Below are 19,944 nucleotides of genomic sequence, written 5' to 3' on the forward strand. Positions count from 1 at the left end.
GTCGGAACACTATTGTCCGACGGGCCCGTCGAGAACGAGGAGTACGAAATGGTCATCGCAGGTCTGGTGCTCGCCGCGATCGCGGCGCTGGTCCACGTCTTCATCTTCTATCTGGAGTCCATCGCATGGACGAGCACGCGCGCACGCGCGACGTTCGGCACCGGAACGGTGGAACAGGCGAGCGCGCAGAAAGAACTGGCGTTCAACCAGGGTTTCTACAATCTGTTCCTCGTGATCGCCGTGTTCGTCGGGATCGCCTTCGTCGTCGGCGGATCCACCGCGATCGGCGCGACGCTCGTCATCACCGGCACGGCGTCGATGGCGGCCGCGGCGCTCGTGCTGGCCCTGTCGAACCCCGACAAGATCGCGGCCGCACTCAAGCAGGGTGTCGTTCCCGCTCTCGGGATCCTCGCACTCGCCATCGGCTTGGCCCTCTGACCAGAGGCAATGCCTCCTGGACGTAGAGCCGTCCGGGTCAGGGGGTGTCGAGTTCGGCGACCACCGACGCGACCACCTCGCGCAGTGACGCGGTCCGACGATGGACCGCGCGCTGGCGCTGGTAGCTGGCCCCCTGTGCCATGATGCGCTCGATGCCGGCGAGCTCGTCGACGCAATCGAGTTCGCGCGCAATGGGTTCGAGACGTTCGAGAAGCGCGCTCAGATCGTCGGTCACGAGTTTCTCGGAGCAGTCCGCGTCGAGGATGACGATGGCGTCGAGTCCGTAGCGAGCGGCCCGCCATTTGTTCTCCTGGACGAGCCAGGGGGCCATGGTCGGCAGCGTCTCCCCCGCCGAGAACCGGCGGTCGAGGTCGACGACGAGGCAGTGGATGAGCGCGACGATCGCCGACAGCTCACCGAGATTGGTCATGCCGTCGCAGACCCGCACCTCGATGGTGCCGAGGTGCGGCGAAGGTCGGATGTCCCAGCGGATCTCGTTGAGGTGGTCGATGATGCCGGTCGTCTTCTGATCGGCGACGAAACCTTCGAACTGCTCCCACGTCCGGAACTGGAACGGCAACCCCGCGGTCGGGAGCTGCTGGAACATCATGGCGCGGTTGCTCGCATATCCGGTGTCCTGGCCGGCCCACATCGGCGACGACGACGAGAGCGCGAGCAGGTGCGGATAATAGTTGAGGAGCGCGTCGAGGATGGGTAACACCTTGTCGCGGTGGCTGATCCCGACGTGGACATGCACGCCCCAGATCAGCATCTGCCGCCCCCACCACTGGGTGCGTTCGATCAGCTCCGCGTATCGGTGCCCCTCGGTGAGCAGCTGGGTCGAATACTCCGCAAACGGATGCGTCCCCGCGCCGTACAGATCGACGCCGAGTTCCTCGGTCAGACCACGCACCACACCGAGCGTGCCGGTGAGGTCGGCGATCGCCTCGCCCGCGGTCCGGCAGATGCCGGTGACCAGCTCGACGGTGTTGCGCAGCAACTCCTTGTGGATCTTGCCGGCGAAGTCGGGATGGTGGTCACCGACGGCGGCGAAGAGCGCCGCCGCCGAGTTCGACAGGTCGCCGGTCACCTTGTCGGTCAGGGCGAATTCCCATTCGACCCCGAGGGTGGGGGTCGGTGACCCGTCGAACTCGATCGGTGCCATGTGTGTGGTGGCGTCGGACGGTGCCAGGACCCTAGCTCTGCTCTTCGATCACGCCACACGCGATACGTGCACCGGCGTCGCCGGTCCGCAGGGTCTCGGGGTTCGCGCCGCCCGGGTATTTGTCGGCCGGGATGTTGCCGAAGTTGTCCGGCTTCTCGTGGATCATGATCGTCTTGCCGATCAGCTGCTGGAGGGTCACGGCGTCGGTCGTGGTGACCGTCCGGCCGGTGTGATCCTCGAGGATGTTGATCGAGATCAGGTCGCCGCTCGAGGGGTGACCGGTGTTCCCGTCCACCTGCAGGTGTCCGCCCGCGGAGGTGAACGCCTGCGAACCGCCGGCGCCCGCGTCGCAGGTGCCGTTCTCGTGGATGTGCATGCCATGGAACCCGGCGGGGAGGTCGCCGGCGGTGACGCGCACGTTGATGGTGACGGGCTCGGCGGTCTCACTGGCCGCCGAGATGTGGGCCTGACCGACCACCTTGCCCGAGGTGTCCTTGATCTCGGCGACGGCGATCTGACCGCTGGGCTCGCTGTCGACGTCGTCTTCGGCACCGGGCGGGAGGGGCGCATCGCTGACGACGGGCGGCGTCGTGCCCGGGACATCCGTGGGCTCCTGGTCGGGACTACACCCGGCCAGTGCCACGCCGATCAGTCCCGCGGAGACCAACGCGGCGAGGGCGCGGGGCGCGGCGAGTTTGGAACGTCCGGACATGTCACTCCTTGTTTGGCGGACAATGGTTTTCAGGATCAGGGCGTTTGTCGGGGTCGGGGGTTCTCGGGTCAGCGGTGCGTCGACGTCGTCACGGGGTGCGGCCTCGTCTCACGACGGTCACGCGCCACTGACCGCGGTCACCACGACCACCGGGATACCGCCTCGGCAACGCGTGAACGAGGTCGGACGCTCTTCGACGGCGACCGTCCCGCCCAGCGCCTCCGCCACCTCGTCGGCCTGGGCCTTGTCCGTGTCGTCCTCGTGGAAGATGGTGTTCTCGCTGAACCCGCCCGCGGTGTAGTTGCCGGGTTCCGCCATCTGATAGCCCTTGGCCTGCAGCAATTCGGTGACATCGGAGGCCAGGCCCGCGACCTGACCGGCGTTGATCACGCACAACCGCTTCCCGGTCGATGCCGCACTGGTGGACGGCGACGAGGTGGGCGTCGACGACACGGTCGTCGCGGCCTCCGTCGTCGGCGAGTCGTTCCCCGCGGTCGCCGCGGAATGCCAGCCGAGGCCGATGAAGACGACGGCGACGGCAAAGAGCATCATCGCCCCCGCGCGCAGCGGCAGGCGATTGGGCTCACGGTCTGCATTCATCACCGACGACCTTAACGCACCGTTCGAGGGCGACCGGGTTCAGCGGGTCAGGTGATCTCGAAGCCCAGACGACGCGCGGCCCGGGCCTTCTGGCGTGTCGCCCGCAGACGACGGAGCCGCTTGACGAGCATCGGATCGGCCGCGAGCGCCTCGGGACGGTCGACCAGCGCGTTGAGCACCTGGTAGTACCGCGTCGCCGACAACCCGAACAGCTCTTTGATCGCTTCTTCTTTGGCACCGGCGTACTTCCACCACTGCCGCTCGAACGCGAGGATGTCGTGTTCGCGGCGGGTCAGTCCGTCCGCGCCGACCTCGTGCGGATCGAGCGGCGCGGCGGTCCCGTCCGCCCCGATCCCGGCGTTCTTGTCGGGGGTGGGTTGATCGCCCTGTTTCTGGCTACGCGCTGCTGCGCTGTCCATCTCACTCCCTCAGATACAGTCAACGACCTCACACCACCGCTGACGTGCACCGATTCGCTGGGCGATGCGGGTGCGGACGTCGCCTCGCGACGACGAATGACAGCGGTGTGGTTCGCAGACAATCTAACCACGGCGGGCCGGTCCGATCGCGCTGTGACTCGCCACGGTGCACAGTCCGCCGGTTCCGGGTGACGACGCCCACTGTTAGGCTGCCCTTACACATCTCCGACCGGGGGTGCGATCGATCGGGGACACAGAGATGACGACAGCCGTAACCGGGACCGAACGGCCCCGTCGAGCACTCGTGGGAGCCCTCGCCGCCCTGGCGTCGGTGGCCGCGATCGCCGCGGCGGCAACCACACCCCCCGCGCCCGCCACCGCGGCTCCCGCCGATCGTGTCGTCGTCATCGTGCCCGGTCAGCAGCTCTACGCGGGCGATGCCCAGAACGAGGAGACGTTCCGTCCGCTCGCCGACGCGATCCGTGCCGACGGGCACACCGTGGTGTATGCGCACGCCGCCGGACGCGACGTCGCATCCGACGCCCGGCTCATCCAGCGGACGGTCGCCCCCTTTGTCGGCACGGCATCCTCGATCGGCATCGTCGCCCACAGCGCGGGCGGCCTCGGCGCCCGGCACTACCTGAAGTTCCTCGGCGGGTCCGCCGTCGTCGACGAGTACGTGGCGATCGGGACGGCGCAGTACGGCTCACCCGGTGGATGCTCGCAACCGCGTGACGCGGGGTACGACACCTGTATGTACGCCGACGCGATCACCGCCCTCAACCGTGGTCCCGACGCCCCCGGCCCCACCCGCTACTCGGTGGTGCAGAGCGATGGCGAATGGACCGACGGCCGCCTCGACGGGACCGCACAGTGCCGCGCGTATTCACCGGTCCCGCTCGCGAACACCGGTTTCGACCACACCATCGAGATGCGCGACCCGGCGATCATCGCCGATGTGCGGACCTCGCTGCGCGGGTCGTGCGCCGGCTCGGTGGTGACCCAGCCGGTCGACAGCTTCGACTGGCAGTCGACGCTCTTCCCCGGCATCCCCGGCCCCGCCGGTGACGCCATCCGCGACGCCGTACCCGGCGTCGTTCCTGCGCCCTGAGCAGCGCTAAGGTGAGCGCCATGGCGATTCTCCCGATCTGCATCGTCGGCGAGCCGGTCCTGCACCAGCCGACCACTCCGGTCCCCCTCGACGCGGACGGCCGTCCGTCCGATGAGGTCGTCGGTCTCCTCGACGACATGTACGAGACCATGGACGCCGCCCACGGCGTGGGCCTCGCCGCCAATCAGGTGGGTGTCGGGTCCCGCATGTTCGTCTATGACTGCCCCGACGGCGACCGATCGGCGGCTCGCCGGCGCGGCGAGGTCATCAACCCGGTTCTCGAGACGTCCGAGATCCCCGAGACCATGCCGGATCCCGACGACAACGACGAGGGTTGTCTGTCGGTGCCGGGCGAGCAGTTCCCCACCGGCCGCGCCGACTGGGCGCGCGTCACCGGGGTCGACCGGACCGGCACCGAGGTCGTCATCGAGGGCGAGGGGTTCTTCGCCCGCATGCTCCAGCACGAGGTCGGCCACCTCGACGGCTACCTCTACGTCGACGTCCTCGTGGGGCGCAATGCCCGCGCCGCGAAGAAGGCGATCAAGCGGAACAACTGGGGCGTGCCCGGACTCACGTGGACGCCCGGCGAGGTCGCCGACCCGTTCGGCCACGACGACGACTGACTCGCTCACGCGCGTGGAGGTCTCGATGTCGGGTGCGGTCGTCGGTGACCGCGTGGTCGTCCGGTACCGGCTGGGCGACGCCACGCCTGCCGACTGGCGGGGTGATCCCGCAGCTGCCCGATCAGATGTGACCGGCATCCTGCTCGACGACGCCGGTCCGCTGCGGATACGACGCGACGACGCGGAGTTGTCGATCCCGCTCGCTGCGGTCACGTCGGTGCGCCTGCTGTCGGCGAAACCCGTGCGTAACAGCGAGATCCGCAGTCTGGAGGGCGCTGCTGCCGCCGCCTGGCCCGGCGTCGACACCGAATGGCTCGACGGCTGGTTCCTGCGGGCCGGCCACGGATTCAGCAGACGCGCGAACTCGGCGGTGCCCCTCGGGCGCCACGCACGTCCGGACGCATCGACCCTGCGACGCATCGGCGAGTGGTACGCCGATCGCGATCTCCCCGCGCTCCTCGCGCTGCCGGAACGACTCATCCCGCCGACCGCGGTCGTCGGGGACCCCGGGGTCGAGGTGCAGATGCTGACGGCCGACCTCGCGGCCCTCCACGCGCGCGTCGGCGAGAGAACTTCGCGCCCAGTACGGCTCGAGACCGCGCCGGACGCCGGATGGCTGCGCGCGTACAGCACCGGGCGTGCCTCTCGGCAGCCCGATGCGGCCACCGGTGTCGTGACCGCCGGGGACGGCCCGCTGACCTTCGCGACCATCGGAGACGCGACGGCGATCGGGCGGGGTTCGGTGACCGAGGCACCGGACGGACGGCGGTGGCTCGGATTGACCGCGCTGTGGACCGAGCCGAGCGCGCGTGGAAACGGGCTGTCCTCCGATGTGGTTGCGGCCCTGACGGCGTGGGGTGTCCGCCAGGGCGCCGACGCGGTCTACCTGCAGGTCGAGTCCGACAACCGAGTGGCCGGGTCGTGGTACCGCCGTCTGGGCTTCGGGTTGCACCACACCTACCGGTACCTCACGCCGGACCTGCCGGCCACGCCGGGGAGCGTCCGATGAGAATCGCCACGTGGAACGTGAACTCGATACGCGCCCGGTCGGAGTCCGTCGTCGCCTGGGCGGAGGGCGCGGATGTCGACGTACTGGCCTTACAGGAGACCAAATGTCACGACGACGCGTTCCCGCTGATGAGCTTCCTCGCCGCCGGGTACGACGTCGCGCATGTCGGGCAGGGCGCCTACAACGGGGTCGCGATCGCTTCGCGGGTCGGGCTCGACGACGTCGAGATCGCCTTCGACGGGGTGCCGACGCATCCGGTCGACGGTCAGCCGATCCGGGAGGCGCGCTCGATCTCCGCACGCTGCAACGGCGTCCGCGTCTGGAGTCTGTACGTGCCCAACGGCCGGACCCCCGATGACCCGCATTACACCTACAAACTCGCGTGGCTCGACGCGCTGCGTGACCACATCACCCTGAGGCTCGCACACGACCCGGCCGCCGAACTGATGCTCGCCGGCGACTGGAACGTCGCGCAGACCGACGACGACGTGTGGGATCGCGAGTACTTCGACGGTCGCACACATGTCACGCCGCCCGAACGGGCAGCCGTGCAGGGATTCCTGGATGCCGGTCTCGTCGACTCGGCCCTTCCCTACGCGCCCGGGTACACCTTCTGGGACTACACCCAGCTGCGCTTCCCCCGCAACGAGGGCATGCGCATCGACTACGCCTTCTGCTCACCCGCCCTCGACACCCGCATCATGGGAGCCCACATCGGGCGCGATGCGCGAAAGGCGAAGGGCGCCAGCGACCACGCCCCGGTGATCTTCGACGTCGCGGACTGACCCCGGCGCGACCCGGTGTCAGGCGAACGACTTCCCGACGATCCAGTACGCCTGGGATTTCACCGACTTCTTGGGCAGTCCGAACTCGCTCTTGAACAACCCCGCCACCGCGCGGGTGTTCGTCGAATCGAGTGCGACCCAGCCGAAATGGTCTGCGGCGTCGAAAGCGGCGGATCTCACGGCCTCGACCAGCCCAGCTCCGTCCGACCCGCGGGCGATCCAGTGGACCGTGTCCTGATCGCGGACCCGCAGCGGCAACGACTTGTCGCTCTCGTGCTGGTACTCGAACCAGATCGTCGCGCCCGCCCCGGACTCGCCGAGCGAGTCGAGCAGCGAGTTGATCGCGGGGAGCGAGGCGGTGTCGCCGGCGATCAGCCAGCCCGCGGGCGCGGGCTCGGGAATCGCGAACTTGGAGCCCATGAGAGTGGCACCGATGGTGTCCCCCACCTGTGCGTCCTGGGCCCAGCGGGCCGCGGTGCCGTCGTGGATGGCGAACTCGATGTCGAAGGTGTCCGTCGTCGGGTCGGGATCGACCAACGTGTATCCGCGCTGGTGCATCTTGCCGCCGTCGGCGAACCAGAGCCGCACCCACATGGTCGGATGCGGTGTGGTGCCGGCGAGGAGCCCGCCGCCGCGGAAGCGAAGCCGCAGATAGTGATCGGTCACCGACTCCGTCGCCACGACCGTGAAGGTGAAGTCGTCGGCGCCCAGGATCTTCATGACCGCGCCCTGCCAGCCACGGCCCTTGGTCGATACCTCGCTCATGTCTGAACCTCTCTACAGCGCCTCCCCGGCCCGATGACGGGCCGGAGAGACACTGTCATTCTCGTGACCGCCGGCATGACACGACGCACCACGGAAAAACCGGACCTACTGGAAGGTGCCGTCCTCGACCATCTGGCGGGTCTCGAGGCGGCGGATCTTGCCGGATGTGGTGCGGGGCACCGAATCCGGCGCAACGAAGATCACCTCGGCGGGCATGATCCCGCATGCCGATGCGACTTCGGAGTTGACCTCGGCACGCGCCTTGTCGGGGTCGGAGCCCTTGTATTCGGCGAGGATCACCAGTCCCGGGCGGGCTGACCCCTCACCTCGTGCCATCGCCACGACACCGCCGCGACGAACCCCGGCCACCTCGGCGGCGGCACGCTCGATCTCGATCGGGAACAGGTTGCGGCCGGCGACGATGATGACCTCCTTGGCCCGGCCGCAGATCACCAGCCGGTCATCGACCAGGTAGCCGAGGTCGCCGGTCGAGAACCATTCACCCGCGCCGAGATCGGCGTCGCCGAGGTACCCGCGCATCATCGACGCACCGCGGATCTCCACGTGCCCGACGTTGCGACCGTCGATCACCGGGACGTCGACATTCGGTTCGACGATGCGAACCTGCATGCCGCCCAGCGGTTTACCGAGGATCGCGTACCGACGGCGAATGGGTTCGCCACCACCGGGCGGGGTCACGCTGACCTCGTCGTAGTGGGCACCTTCGCCGACCGCGGGCATCGTGACCGCACAGGCGGATTCGGCCATGCCGTAGGCGGGTGCCGCGGCGGACGGGTCGAAGCCGAACGGTGCGGTCGCCTCGAGGAACTTGTCGAAGGCGTCGGCGTCGATGGGCTCGCCACCGCTGATCGCGACGCGCAGGTGCGACAGGTCGACGTCGCGCAGCAGTTTGCCGTAGCGGCCGAGGATGTCGTAGGCGAAGTTCGGTGCCGCGGTGACCGTGGTCTTGGTCTCCGTCAGCCACTGCATCCACTTGAAGGGCGCCGCGGCGAAGGCCGTGTTCGGCACGATGTAGGCCGAGATCCCGGTGGTCATCCCGGCGAGCAGGAACATCAGGCCCATGTCGTGGTAGAGCGGCAGCCAGCTGAAACCGGTGTCGCGGGTGCGGTGGAGACCGAGCCGGCTCACGAGTTCGATCGCGTTGGAGTAGACGGCCGAGGCGGGCAGGACCGCGGTCTTGGGGTCTCCGGTCGAGCCGGCGGTTCCCTGGAGGACGGCGATCGTGTTGCCGTTGACATTGCGTGCGACGAAGCCGGTGGTGTCGGCGCCGAGGCCGTACTCACCTACTCGCGCGATGAGCAGCCGACCCTCGACCTTCGAGAGGAGGTCCAGCTGAGCACCGCTGCCCAGCACGGTACCGACGCCGATCGACACGAACCGCTGGTAGGTGTTCTGCGCCCACCGCTCCTCGTCCGCTCCCCGGATCGGCCCCGGCAGGATGCTGACCGGAACGCCGGCGAGCCAGGCGCCCTGGATGGCGGCGATCAGATCCACCGTGGGGTCCCCGATCAGACCGAGGGCCTGCGGCTCGTGCAGCTCGCTGTCGGCGAGCAGTTGGACGGCGATCTGCTCCGCACGGGCGTGGACCTCACGCCAGGGGGTCGTCACCCACTCGCCGGTGTCGGAGTCCAGGACGGACAGACTCGTGTCCCCCGCAAGCATCGCCTCGCGAACGGTGGCCGCCAACGCATTGGTCGAGCCCGATTCTTCCAGGATCACGCTGTTCTGCGACATTCTCGTTTCCCGTTCTCGCCAGCTCGTGGCGTCGGTCGTGTGATCGTCTTCCGGTCGTGTCAGCGACCGAGTGGTCCTACCGCGTGTCGTCGCCGACCATCGGCCATTGGCGAACTGACCGTCCGCTTCCTTTGGGTAGGGTAGCCTAATCTTTCTGGGACACAAGACCCAGATCCTGTCGGCGCGCAGCGTGATTCACATCATCCGATGAGACGTTCGAGCCGAACTTAGGCTAACCTAATTCGCGTCGGCTCGTGGGGCTCTCGCCGGCATGCCCAGGGATTGGGCAGAGCGGTTAGTTAGTATAACCTACCCTAAATGCGGGTTCCCCAGCCTGAGTAACCATGTCACCGAACTGCGAGAGGCACGCCGGCTGATGGCCACGAATTCCCAGACCACGGACCTTGCCACCCCGGCCGACATCGTCGCCGAGGTGGCCGCGGCCCTAGGCCTGACGCCCGAGTCGATCGACCCGGAGCAGGATCTCATCGCCCAGGGACTCGATTCACTGCGGATGATGCGACTGGCCGGCACCTGGCGCAAACGCGGCATCGACATCGACTTCGCCCGACTCGCGGCACAACCGACCATCACCGCCTGGGCAGCACTTCTTCGCACGCCTGCCGATCGCGCCGGAAACGACCCGACCACGCCCGGCAGCCACGAGTCGGCGTCCGGCGCGGCCAGGACAACCGACATCCGCGGCGAGGTGGGTGCGGCGCTCGGTGTCTCCCCGGAGTCGCTCGACCCCGACCAGGATCTCATCGCCCAGGGACTCGACTCACTGCGGATGATGCGACTGGCCGGCACCTGGCGCAAACGCGGCATCGACATCGACTTCGCCCGACTCGCGGCACAACCGACCATCACCGCCTGGGCAGCACTGCTGGGTGGCGCATCGGCACCGGTCGCCGACGACGAGACCGCGGCGCCGGCGTCCCCCACGACCGCCGGACCGTTCCCCCTCGCTCCGATGCAGCACGCCTACTGGATCGGGCGATCGGACAGTCACGCCTTCGGCAACGTCGCGGCACACCTCTACATCGAATTCGACGGTTCCGACGTCGATCCCGAACGCTTCGCCTCGGCCATGGCCGCACTGATGGAGCGTCACCCGATGCTGCGCGTCCGCGTGCTTCCCGACGGCACCCAGGAGATCGGCCCGGCGCACCCGGACGCCATTGCCGTGCACGACCTCCGGAGCCACTCGGCGGAGATGGTCGAGCAGATCCTGGCCGCGAAGCGCACCGACGGCACGCACCGCGCGCTGCCGGTCGACGAGGGAGCGGTCATCCGCGCCGAACTGAGTCTGCTGCCGGGGAATTCGACCCGTGTCCACCTCGACGTCGACATGATCGCCGCGGACGCGATGAGCTACCGCGTCCTGGTCGACGATTTCGCACGCCTGTACCGCGGTGAGACCCTGCCCGGGCTCGGCGTCACCTTCGCGACGATCACCGCGGATCGCACGTCCCGCGAGATCCTCGACGACGACGTGATCTGGTGGCGCGAGCGCATTCCCACGCTCCCCGGACCACCCGAACTCCCGCTCGACGAGCGCGCGGCGCGCGGTGAGGTCGAGCCGCACAGCGTCCGCCTGCACCATTCGGTGTCCGCCTCGGACTGGAAGCGGCTCGAGGAGCACGCACACCGACGCGGGGTCACCCCGGCGGCAGCAGTCGCCGCGGTGTTCGCCGAGGCCGTCGGGACACATTCGGCCACACCGCGTTTCCTGCTCACCGTGCCTCTGTTCGACCGACCCCAGGTACACCCGGACGTCGAGCGTGTGGTGGGCGACTTCACCTCGTCGATCCTCGTCGGCGTCGACCTGAGCGAGCCGGCCACTCTCGCCGAGCGAGCACGGTCGATGCGGTCGTCGATGCACGAGGCCGCCGCGCACGGTTCGATGAGCGGCCTGGATGTACTGCGCGAGCTGGGTCGCCACCGTGGCGAGCCCGTTGTCTCCCCGATCGTGTTCACCAGCGCACTGGGACTGGGAGACCTGTTCTCCCAGCAGGCGACCGACGTGCTGGGCGATCCGTCCTGGATCGTGTCGCAGGGGCCGCAGGTTCTTCTCGACGCCCAGGTGACCGAGGTGGCCGGCGGCCTCCTCCTCAACTGGGACGTCCGCGCCTCCGATCTCCGACTCACCACTGCGCGTTCGATGTTCGACCACTACGTCCGCCTACTCGGACTCCTCGTCGACGGCGACTGGGATGTGCCCGCACCGTCTGCGATCAGCGTGGAGGTCCGCGCGCAGCGACTCTCGGTGGAGAGCCCACTGCCGGTCACCGACACCTTCGACGGAACCCTGCACGGCACCTTCTTCACCCGGGCCGGCGAGAACGGTGACGCGCCGGCCGTCGTGTCCGACGCACGCACCTGGACCCACACCGAGCTCGCCGGGGAAGCCCGACGTGTCGCGGGAGCGCTTGTCGCGGCTGGTGTCGCGCCCGGCGACACGGTGGTCATCCATCTGCCCAAGGGCGGGGACCAGGTCGTCGCGGCGCTCGGAGTTCTCGCCGCCGGCGCCGCCTACGTCCCGATCGCCCCCACGCAGCCCCGGGCCCGCCGCGAACGGATCCTCGAGGTCGCCACTCCCGCCGCGATTCTCACCTCCGACCCCGCGGCCTGGGACTCCACCGGCAGCACCGTGCTCGCGCTGGACGACGCCCGACGCGCCGAGCCGATCGAGCCGATCGCGGCGACCACCGACGACCTCGCATACGTGCTGTTCACCTCCGGCTCGACCGGACTGCCCAAAGGCGTGCAGGTTCCGCATCGCGCCGCGGTCGCGACCATCACCGACCTCGTCGACCGGTACGCGATCGGAGCGGGCGACCGCAGCCTGCAGGTGTCGTCGCTGGAATTCGATCTCTCCGTCTTTGACATCTTCGGCCTGCTGGCCGTAGGCGGCGCGGTCGTCGTGCCGGGCGACGACGAGCAGACCAAGGTCGACGACTGGGCACGCCTGCTCACCCAACACTCGGTGAGTGTGCTCAACTGCGTCCCATCGATCCTCGGCATGCTCCTCGACCTCGCGCCCCTGCCACCGTCGCTGCGGATGATCATCATGGGCGGCGACAAGGTCGATGTGTCACTGCTCGAACGTGTCGCAGCGCAACTCCCGGAGTGTCGCGTCGCCGGTCTCGGCGGGACAACCGAGACGGCCATCCACTCCACCATCTGCGACGCCGACGCCGTCCCGGCCGGAATGGCATTCGTGCCGTATGGAATCCCGTTGCGCGGCGTCCGCTGCCGAGTCGTCGACGACGCCGGACGCGACCGTCCCGATCTCGTACCGGGAGAACTGTGGATCGGCGGGGCCGGGGTCGCCGACGGGTACCGGGGCGATCCGGACCGCACGGCCGACCGCTTCGTCGAGCACGAGGGTCAACGCTGGTATCGAACCGGCGATCTCGCGCGCTACCTGCCCGGCGGTTTCCTTGACTTCCTCGGTCGCGCCGACCACATGGTCAAGATCCGCGGATATCGCGTCGAACTCGGCGAGGTCGAGGCCGGCCTCCTGGGCCTGGACGGGGTCGGCTCGGCGGTCGCGTGGTCCGACGGCCGGGACCTACGCGCGGCGGTCGTGCTCACCGCCGGGGCGACCGATGACGACGCCGGCCTGCGCGCCCGGTTGTCCGACACCCTGCCACCGCACATGGTCCCGCGTTCCGTCGCGGTCCTGGACCGGTTCCCGTTGACGCCCAACGGCAAACACGACCGTAAGGCCATCGCCGCCGGCACGGACACCGGCGACGACCCGGTCGAGGCCGTCGCGCCGCGCGGTCCGGTCGAAGAGGCCCTCGCGATGATCTTCGGCGAGGTCCTGCCGGCGCCACCGGCGAGCGTCACCGAGGACTTCATCTCGCTCGGCGGCGATTCCGTCCAGGCCACCCGGGTGGTCGCGCTGTCGCGACAGTGGCTCGACGCACCCGGACTCTCGGTCGCCGACATCTTCACCCAGCGGACCATCGCGGGTCTCGCCCGGCGACTGACCGAACTGGGCGGGGAACGCGCGTCCTTCGTGGCGCAGACCTTCCTCGAGGTCATGCACCTCACCGACGAACAGGTGGAGGCCGAGATCGCGCGCAGCTGACCGCATCCGGCACATCCTCCGGCGACATAGGCAGACCACCTCCCAGAGCAAAGGCATCATGACCATTTCCTCCGCACCGACCTACGACCTGAACTCGGTCGACCTCGACGACGTGTCGCACGCCGCGACCGTGCACGGATGGCTCACCCATCCCAAGGCCAAGTACTGGGACATGCTCGACAGCTCGGTCGCCGACGTGGAGAAGATGATTCGCGATTCGGCCGAGGCCACGGCCGGCACCCCGTACGGAATGCGCCTGGGCTATCACGACGGGCACCCGCAGTTCCTGTTCGAACTCTACGACCCGGCCACCAGTGAACTCGCCGACCCGGCCAGCGGTTACGTGCCCGCCGACGGCGACATCGGCATGCATCTGCTGGTCGCGCACGCCGAACAGTCCCTGCCCGGATTCACCGGTGCGGTGATGCTGCACATCATGCGTACCGCGATCCTCGAGGTCGGTGCCGCCCGCGTCGTCGTCGAGCCGGACGTCCGGAACAAGGCCGTGCACCGCCTGAACGCGAGCGTGGGATTCCGGGTCGACGGTGACTACCCCGTCGGGAACAAGACCGCGCACCTGAGTTACTGCACCCGAGCCGATTTCCTCGAGGTGACCGACAACGGCAGGTCTGTCGGGCCCGTCGAGGTCACGGATCTGGGAGCGTAGATCGTTGACTCTTCAGGACATCGGGACCACGAGCGGGTTCGCGGCGCGCACGGCCGGGGGGTCGGATGCGCGCAGCCACCGCCAGACCTATCACACCAGGATCGCGAAGAAGATCCTCGCGGAGTTCGCCCACGAGCGGGCGCTCGATCCGGTGGCGACCGGCGACGACGGGTACGTCGTCTCCTCCGCCGACGGCCGCACCGAGTACCACTTCCGCGCCGATCGTCTCGCGTTGGACAGCTGGGCGATCGACGAGTCGTCGCTGCGCCGCGTCCGAGACGGCGCCGAGGTCCCGGTCGACGCCGTCGCCATGATCGTCGACCTCGCCCCGTTCCTGGGCATCGGGCCGCAGGCGCTGCCGGAATATCTCGAGGAGTTCATCAACACGCTGGCCATCAGTACCGAACGTCCGGACGTACGCCGCATCCCGGCAACCGATCTCGCGCACGCCGACTTCCAGACCATCGAGGCGACGATGACCGAGGGGCATCCGTGCATCGTCGCCAACGCCGGCCGTCTCGGGTTCAGCGCCGACGACATCGATCGCTACGCCCCCGAGGTCGGCAACCACTTCCGTCTCGTCTGGCTGGCCGCACGTCGTGAGGACTGTGATGTGGCCACCGTCAACGATGTCGATTACGACTCGTTGCTCCTCGACGAGCTCGGTGCCGAGACCCTGGCGGGGTTCGACTCCGCGCTGCGCGACGCCGGTTGCGACCCCGCGGATTACCGATACCTGCCGGTACACCCCTGGCAGTGGGTCGAGAAGGTGCAGAAGCTGTACTCCGCCGACATCGCCGGCCGGCGCATCGTCGAGGTGGGCACGAGTCCCGACCTCTACCAGGCCCAGCAGTCGATCCGTACGGTGTTCAACGCCACGACGCCGACCCGCAACTACGTCAAGGTCGCGCTGTCGATCGTGAACATGGGTTTCACGCGCGGCATGTCCGCCGACTACATGCGCACGACACCGCTGATCAACAACTGGGTGCGCGGTCTCGTCGCCGACGACCAGTACCTCGCGGCGATCGGGTTCGAGATGATCTTCGAGGTCGCGGCGATCGGCTACCGCAGCCCGACTTTCACACCGATCACCCAGCCGGGGTCGGAGTACCGCAAGATCTTGTCGGCGCTGTGGCGACAGAGTCCGGTGCCGCTGACGGCCGCCGACGAGCAACTGTCGACCATGGCCGCACTGCTCCACGTCGATCACCTGGGCGAACCGCTGGTCGGCGCGTTCATCGAACGCTCAGGTGTCCCCGCCACCGAATGGATCCGCCGCTACCTGCGGACCTATCTACACCCCATCGCCTACCTGCTCTACCGATACGAGCTGAAGTTCTCCCCGCACGGCGAGAACCTCATCCTGGTTCTCGCAGACGGCATCCCGGTGCGCGCCATCCTCAAGGACATCGGCGAGGAGGTGTCGGTGTTCGGGGAGGCAGCGGGCCTGCCCGAGAGCTGCGCACGGGTCCGGACCACCGAGCCGGACGAGATCCGGAATCTCGGTGTGCTGTCGGATGTCCTCGACGACTTCCTGCGCCCGCTCGCCGAGGTCCTGCACACACACCGGATCGTCGACGACGGCGAGTTCTGGTCGCTGGTCGGACAGAGCTTGCGCGAGTTCGTGGCCGCTCATCCCGAACTGGAGGACCGGTTCACCCGCTGGGATCTGTTCGCGCCGGAGTTCGGCGCGGTGCACATGAACGGTCTGCAGCTGCGCAACAACAAGCGCATGGTCGACATCGAGGACTCCTACGCATCGTTGATCGATGCCGGTCACCGGCTGGCCAATCCGATTGCGTCGCAGAGGGACGGGTGATCGACATGACCGTCACCAACAGTGACTCGGGACCGGACGTGGAGATCCTGCGCGACGGGCACGGAATCCCGCACGTCCGCGCCTCCACCCCGGAGGCCGTCCTGTACGGGCAGGGCCGGGCATGCGGCGAGGATCGGCGCTGGCAGATCGAGTTCATGCGGTTGCGCGCCGAGGGACGAACCGCCGAGGTCTTCGGGGCCTCGTGCGTGGAGTGGGACACCTTCGCCCGGCGAGCACAGCTCGACGCCGCGGCCGAACGGATCTTCGACGCATCCTCCACCCGCACCCGACATCTCGTGGCCGCCTACGCGGCCGGGGTGAACAGCACGCTCGACGACCACGACACCTCCGCTGCGGCACCGGAACTCGAGGCACTCGCGCACCGTCCGCAACCGTGGCGTCCCTGGACGCCGATCTCGGTGTTCATCATGCACCACGTGCTGTTCGGACGGTTCACGACAAAACTGTTCCGATTGCACGCCTGTCGCACGCTCGGTCTGGACGCATTGCGATTCTGGGACTTCGAGACACGAGAGACCGACCCCACGGTGCCTGCGATGCCCGACGAGGCGTTCCTGGACGAGATCCTGGCGATCACCCGGCCGGCCTCTCCCGAACCGCCCTCCTCCGCAGTCGACCTCGGTGATCCGAAGTCGGGCAGCAACGCGTGGGGAGTCTCCGCGGAGAGGAGCTCGACCGGCTCGCCGATCGTCGCCGGCGACCCCCATCGCTTCCTCGAGCTGCCGGGCATCTATCAGCAGTTCCATCTCGCCTCGACCGGTCCCCGCGACGCATTCGACATGGCCGGGTTCGCCTTCGCGGGCGTACCCGGGGTCCCCCACTTCTGCCAGGGCGACGACATCGCCTGGGGCATCACCAACGCAATGGGCGACTATCAGGATCTGTTCCTCGAGCGGCTGACGCGCGACGAGGCCGGCACACTGCTGGTCGAGGTGCCGGGTGGGAGCCGGGTGCCGGCCGGGGTCCGCACCGAGACGGTCCGGGTCCGGGATGCCGAACCTGTTGCGGTGCAGATCATCACCACACCGAACGGTGCTGTCGTCTTCGGCGGCGCCGAGGACTCGTTCGCGATGAGCATGCGGTCTCCGCTGCTCTCGGAGGAAGTGACCTTCGACGCGCCGCTGGATCTGCTCTTCGCGCGCACGGTCGCCGACGTCGAGGCCGCGCTCGTCAACTGGGTCGAGCCGGTCAACCGCGCGGTCATCGCCCACGCCGACGGCACCGTCGCCACCCATGTGGCCGGTCGGGTGCCGGTCCGGGCACCCGAGAACTACTGGTTGCCGGTGCCCGGTTGGGACGAGCGCTATCAGTGGCGCGGATATGAGCGCGGCTCGCTCGGCGATCCCGACTTCGACGCGACGCTGCCGGGCACTCCCCGCCCCCCGAGGAGCCCGGAGCTTGCGGAGGGCGTCCCCCGCCCCCTGAGGAGCCCAGAGCTTGCGGAGGGCGTCTCGAAGGGCGTCTCGAAGGGCGGCATCACCGTCACCGCGAACCAGCGGATGTCGGACGTGCCTGCGCTGCAACCGCTCACGAGTGAGTGTGTCGAACCGTTCCGCGCCGACCGTATCGCCGCACGGCTCGACGATCTCGATTCGGTGAGTCCGGCGGACTGTGCCGACATCCACTCCGACGTCCGCCTGGAGCAGGCGACGGTGGTCCAGGAGTTGCTGTCCCGCCTACGCGCCGACAACGCCGAGGCCGAAGATGTCCGGCAGCGGTTGATCGCGTGGGACCGGGCGATGGACGCCGACAGCACCGATGCGTATCTGTACGCCGAGTTCCGTACCCAACTCGTCCTGGGTGTGGCGAACACCGACATCCTCGCCCCGCTCCGCGGGCCGCACGGATTCCCGGCGGTGTTCCAGCCCTGGTTCGTGCCCGAACCCCGGCTGGCCACCGCACTGACGTCCGTCGTCGCCAACACCGCGGGGATCGGCATCGACATCGAGGCGGTCGCGGTGGCGGCACTCGACGCGGTGGTGGCCCGCGTCGCCACCTTCGGTTCGACGCCCACCTGGGGCAGCGTCCACCGCCTCGCCCCCATTCACGGATTCGACCTGGTCGGCGCGTCGCCGCAGTATCCGGATCTGTTCGCCGCGCTGCGTCCGACGCCGCTGCCCCTCGCCGGCGACGCCGAGAGCGTCTTCGCCAACGCCGCGGCGGTCGGCACGCACCTGTGCATCACCGGCGCCGCGGCTCGCTACGTCTGGGATCTCGCCGATCGCGGCGCGAGTCGCTGGATCGTCCCGCTGGGCGTGAGCGGCGATCCCCGGTCCGATCACTTCCAGGACCAGGCAGCGCAGTGGGCGGCCGGCGAGCTGGTCGAGGTCGTCCGCGACTGGGACACCCTGCACGCCATGGCCGCGGCTGCGTCCACGCCGCACGCCGCCACATCGACCGAGAGGGAACCATGCCCGCGTTGACCGAAGCGCGCCTGACGCTCCTGCGTCGTCGGCTCGCCCGCTCCGCTCCCGGCGCCGGTGACATTCGGCCCGCTCGCTCCGCTCCCGGCGCCGGTGACATTCGGCCCGCTCGCTCCGCTCCCGGCGCCGGTGACATTCGGCCCGCTCGCTCCGCTCCCGAGCCAACAGTGCCGTTCGGCGAGTTCGGCATCGCCGAACGCCGGATGTGGCGGATCTATGAACTGGACCCGGAATCGTTGTCGCACAACATCGGACTCGTGCTGGAGTTCGGCGGCCGCCGCACGCTGGGTTCGGTCGTCGCCTCCGCCGAACTGCTCGTCGAGCGGTTCCGGGTGCTGCGTTCGGTGGTCGAGGTGGACGACGCGGGCACGCCGAGTCGCCGCGAGGTGACGCGCGCGGGTGCGTGGAACGCCTCGCGATCGGTGTGGACCTGGGGAGCGACGGACACAGCTGCGAGCGACAGCGGTGACGACGTCGACGCGACGGCCACCACCTGGACGCGGACACCTTTCGATCTCCACTCGGACGTTCCCCTACGGCTGCATGTCTCGGGTACGGACGGACACGTCACGATGATCCTGGTGGTCCACCACCTCGCGGTCGACGACACGTCGTGGCCCGTGCTCCTCGGCACCCTCGTGTCGGGGTCGTGGCCGGGAGACGTCCTCGCGGACACCCGACCGGACATGCCCGACTCCGCGGTCGCCGCGGATGCGGCGAGCAGCGCGGTACGGCATGCGATCGCGACCTGGGCGGCCGACGATGTCCGCTACCCGCTCACCGGCGAACTACCCACGGAGAGCGCCGCCGACAGCTGGCTGTCGCCGATGGACGACCGCGAGGGCGTCAAGGCCGCCGCCCCGGTGGCAGCCGACTCGCTGACCGCTTTCGGGCGGGTCGCCCAAACCGTCGGGGCAACACCGAATGCGCTGCTGATCGGGGTCTGCGCGCTGGCCTCGTACGCACTGACCGGCGCCGCGGACCATGTTCTGGTGGTCCCGGCCGACAACCGTCGGCGCGCGCAGGCACCCCAGGACGTCGGCTACTGCGGCAACATCATCCCGATGCGATTCCGCGTCGACCCCGACGCCACTGTCGAACAGACCCTTCGCGACGCGGGCTCGGTCATCTACCGCGCAATGGAGCACTCCGGCACCGACTTCGGGCCGATCCTCACCGCGTTGCGGCAGCAGGGTGGCCGATTCCCCGTCATCGAGATCATGGCGTCGGTCCGGCCCGCACCGCTGCGGGGCATCCCGCAACCCGCCGACGCCCCGGTCACCTGCCGGTCGGTCTTCAACGGGATCGCGAACTACCCGCTCTCGATCGCCTTCGAGACCGACGACGACGGCACCCACGTCGAGGTCGATCACCAGCCGGGGATCGTGCCCGACGCGGTGGCCGACCGGGCCACCGCCGTGCTCACCACGCTCGTCGACCTGATCCCGGCGTCGTTGCACCACACCGTCTCCGCGCTCCTCGAGCGCGTTCCGCAGAAGGGCATCGCCGGATGACCGGCCTGCCGCC

General features: G+C 68.9%; 16 protein-coding genes. 10 read left to right on the forward strand and 6 right to left on the reverse strand.

Translation table 11 applies throughout. The features are described 5' to 3' along the window. Window positions 1-48 precede the first annotated feature (48 nt). Window positions 49-438 carry a DUF1304 domain-containing protein gene (locus CA982_RS15995; protein WP_086536307.1) on the forward strand — a complete coding sequence of 130 codons (390 nt, stop codon included), beginning with the start codon at window positions 49-51 and terminating at the stop codon, window positions 436-438. Between the two features lie 37 nt (window positions 439-475). Here the strand turns inward: CA982_RS15995 and CA982_RS16000 are convergent, their stop codons facing one another. The 4 genes from CA982_RS16000 to CA982_RS16015 form a co-directional block, all read right to left on the reverse strand. Next, window positions 476-1,603 (reverse strand): glutamate--cysteine ligase, encoded by a 1,128-nt coding sequence (locus CA982_RS16000; RefSeq protein ID WP_086536260.1) that lies wholly within the window; start codon window positions 1,601-1,603, stop codon window positions 476-478. Window positions 1,604-1,634: 31 nt separating this feature from the next. Then, a complete protein-coding gene (locus CA982_RS16005) occupies window positions 1,635-2,315 on the reverse strand; it encodes a superoxide dismutase family protein (protein WP_086536261.1) in 681 nt (226 codons plus the stop codon). Window positions 2,316-2,432: 117 nt separating this feature from the next. Continuing rightward, window positions 2,433-2,915 (reverse strand): LytR C-terminal domain-containing protein, encoded by a 483-nt coding sequence (locus CA982_RS16010; protein WP_086536262.1) that lies wholly within the window; start codon window positions 2,913-2,915, stop codon window positions 2,433-2,435. Window positions 2,916-2,962: 47 nt separating this feature from the next. Next, window positions 2,963-3,334: a nucleoid-associated protein NapA gene (locus tag CA982_RS16015; RefSeq protein ID WP_086536263.1), complete on the reverse strand. Its 372-nt coding sequence runs from the start codon at window positions 3,332-3,334 to the stop codon at window positions 2,963-2,965. Between the two features lie 259 nt (window positions 3,335-3,593). Between CA982_RS16015 and CA982_RS16020 the strand changes: the two genes are divergently transcribed. Genes CA982_RS16020 through CA982_RS16035 form a run of 4 tightly spaced genes read left to right on the forward strand, consistent with a single transcriptional unit; the run spans window position 3,594 to window position 6,862 of the window. Then, the gene (locus CA982_RS16020; RefSeq protein ID WP_086536264.1) at window positions 3,594-4,445 is read left to right on the forward strand and encodes an esterase/lipase family protein; all 852 of its coding nucleotides are present in this window, start codon (window positions 3,594-3,596) and stop codon (window positions 4,443-4,445) included. Between the two features lie 20 nt (window positions 4,446-4,465). Next, window positions 4,466-5,068, forward strand: a complete 603-nt coding sequence (locus CA982_RS16025; protein WP_086536265.1) for a peptide deformylase — start codon at window positions 4,466-4,468, stop codon at window positions 5,066-5,068. Window positions 5,069-5,093: 25 nt separating this feature from the next. Beyond that, on the forward strand, window positions 5,094-6,077 hold the full coding sequence (locus tag CA982_RS16030; RefSeq protein WP_086536308.1) for an N-acetylglutamate synthase, CG3035 family: 984 nt from the start codon (window positions 5,094-5,096) through the stop codon (window positions 6,075-6,077). Beyond that, on the forward strand, window positions 6,074-6,862 hold the full coding sequence (locus CA982_RS16035; RefSeq protein WP_086536266.1) for an exodeoxyribonuclease III: 789 nt from the start codon (window positions 6,074-6,076) through the stop codon (window positions 6,860-6,862). The genes CA982_RS16030 and CA982_RS16035 overlap by 4 nt, the downstream gene beginning before the upstream one ends. 18 nt (window positions 6,863-6,880) lie before the next feature. On the opposite strand, the gene CA982_RS16040 is transcribed toward CA982_RS16035, so the two are convergent. Further along, window positions 6,881-7,627, reverse strand: a complete 747-nt coding sequence (locus CA982_RS16040) for a siderophore-interacting protein (RefSeq protein WP_086536267.1) — start codon at window positions 7,625-7,627, stop codon at window positions 6,881-6,883. A 105-nt stretch (window positions 7,628-7,732) separates the two neighbouring features. Further along, window positions 7,733-9,382: a long-chain-fatty acid--ACP ligase MbtM gene (gene mbtM, locus CA982_RS16045; RefSeq protein ID WP_086536268.1), complete on the reverse strand. Its 1,650-nt coding sequence runs from the start codon at window positions 9,380-9,382 to the stop codon at window positions 7,733-7,735. A 376-nt stretch (window positions 9,383-9,758) separates the two neighbouring features. Between mbtM and CA982_RS16050 the strand changes: the two genes are divergently transcribed. The 5 genes from CA982_RS16050 to CA982_RS16070 are packed head-to-tail and all read left to right on the forward strand — an operon-like array spanning window position 9,759 to window position 19,931. Next, window positions 9,759-13,484: a non-ribosomal peptide synthetase gene (locus tag CA982_RS16050; RefSeq protein ID WP_086536269.1), complete on the forward strand. Its 3,726-nt coding sequence runs from the start codon at window positions 9,759-9,761 to the stop codon at window positions 13,482-13,484. Window positions 13,485-13,542: 58 nt separating this feature from the next. Beyond that, window positions 13,543-14,151: a GNAT family N-acetyltransferase gene (locus tag CA982_RS16055; protein WP_086536270.1), complete on the forward strand. Its 609-nt coding sequence runs from the start codon at window positions 13,543-13,545 to the stop codon at window positions 14,149-14,151. 4 nt (window positions 14,152-14,155) lie between these two features. Next, entirely contained in the window at window positions 14,156-15,973 is a 1,818-nt protein-coding gene (locus CA982_RS16060) for an IucA/IucC family protein (RefSeq protein WP_086536271.1), read from the forward strand. A gap of 5 nt (window positions 15,974-15,978) precedes the next feature. Beyond that, a complete protein-coding gene (locus CA982_RS16065) occupies window positions 15,979-18,417 on the forward strand; it encodes a penicillin acylase family protein (RefSeq protein ID WP_086536309.1) in 2,439 nt (812 codons plus the stop codon). Further along, the gene (locus tag CA982_RS16070) at window positions 18,405-19,931 is read left to right on the forward strand and encodes a condensation domain-containing protein (protein WP_086536272.1); all 1,527 of its coding nucleotides are present in this window, start codon (window positions 18,405-18,407) and stop codon (window positions 19,929-19,931) included. Before CA982_RS16065 ends, CA982_RS16070 begins: the two co-directional genes overlap by 13 nt. Window positions 19,932-19,944 lie beyond the last annotated feature (13 nt).

This window comes from Gordonia lacunae (assembly GCF_002149015.1).
Classification (GTDB): Bacteria; Actinomycetota; Actinomycetes; order Mycobacteriales; family Mycobacteriaceae; genus Gordonia; species Gordonia lacunae.

Excerpts from the sequence above, each read along its gene's own strand:
- CA982_RS16020 (WP_086536264.1), top strand. The coding sequence starts at position 3,594 with ATGACGACAGCCGTAACCGGGACCGAACGGCCCCGTCGAGCACTCGTG.
- CA982_RS16005 (WP_086536261.1), bottom strand. The coding sequence starts at position 2,315 with ATGTCCGGACGTTCCAAACTCGCCGCGCCCCGCGCCCTCGCCGCGTTG.
- CA982_RS16030 (WP_086536308.1), top strand. The coding sequence starts at position 5,094 with ATGTCGGGTGCGGTCGTCGGTGACCGCGTGGTCGTCCGGTACCGGCTG.
- mbtM (WP_086536268.1), bottom strand. The coding sequence starts at position 9,382 with ATGTCGCAGAACAGCGTGATCCTGGAAGAATCGGGCTCGACCAATGCG.
- CA982_RS16050 (WP_086536269.1), top strand. The coding sequence starts at position 9,759 with ATGGCCACGAATTCCCAGACCACGGACCTTGCCACCCCGGCCGACATC.
- CA982_RS16055 (WP_086536270.1), top strand. The coding sequence starts at position 13,543 with ATGACCATTTCCTCCGCACCGACCTACGACCTGAACTCGGTCGACCTC.
- CA982_RS16040 (WP_086536267.1), bottom strand. The coding sequence starts at position 7,627 with ATGAGCGAGGTATCGACCAAGGGCCGTGGCTGGCAGGGCGCGGTCATG.
- CA982_RS16015 (WP_086536263.1), bottom strand. The coding sequence starts at position 3,334 with ATGGACAGCGCAGCAGCGCGTAGCCAGAAACAGGGCGATCAACCCACC.
- CA982_RS16065 (WP_086536309.1), top strand. The coding sequence starts at position 15,979 with ATGACCGTCACCAACAGTGACTCGGGACCGGACGTGGAGATCCTGCGC.
- CA982_RS15995 (WP_086536307.1), top strand. The coding sequence starts at position 49 with ATGGTCATCGCAGGTCTGGTGCTCGCCGCGATCGCGGCGCTGGTCCAC.
- CA982_RS16000 (WP_086536260.1), bottom strand. The coding sequence starts at position 1,603 with ATGGCACCGATCGAGTTCGACGGGTCACCGACCCCCACCCTCGGGGTC.
- CA982_RS16025 (WP_086536265.1), top strand. The coding sequence starts at position 4,466 with ATGGCGATTCTCCCGATCTGCATCGTCGGCGAGCCGGTCCTGCACCAG.
- CA982_RS16035 (WP_086536266.1), top strand. The coding sequence starts at position 6,074 with ATGAGAATCGCCACGTGGAACGTGAACTCGATACGCGCCCGGTCGGAG.
- CA982_RS16070 (WP_086536272.1), top strand. The coding sequence starts at position 18,405 with ATGCCCGCGTTGACCGAAGCGCGCCTGACGCTCCTGCGTCGTCGGCTC.
- CA982_RS16010 (WP_086536262.1), bottom strand. The coding sequence starts at position 2,915 with ATGAATGCAGACCGTGAGCCCAATCGCCTGCCGCTGCGCGCGGGGGCG.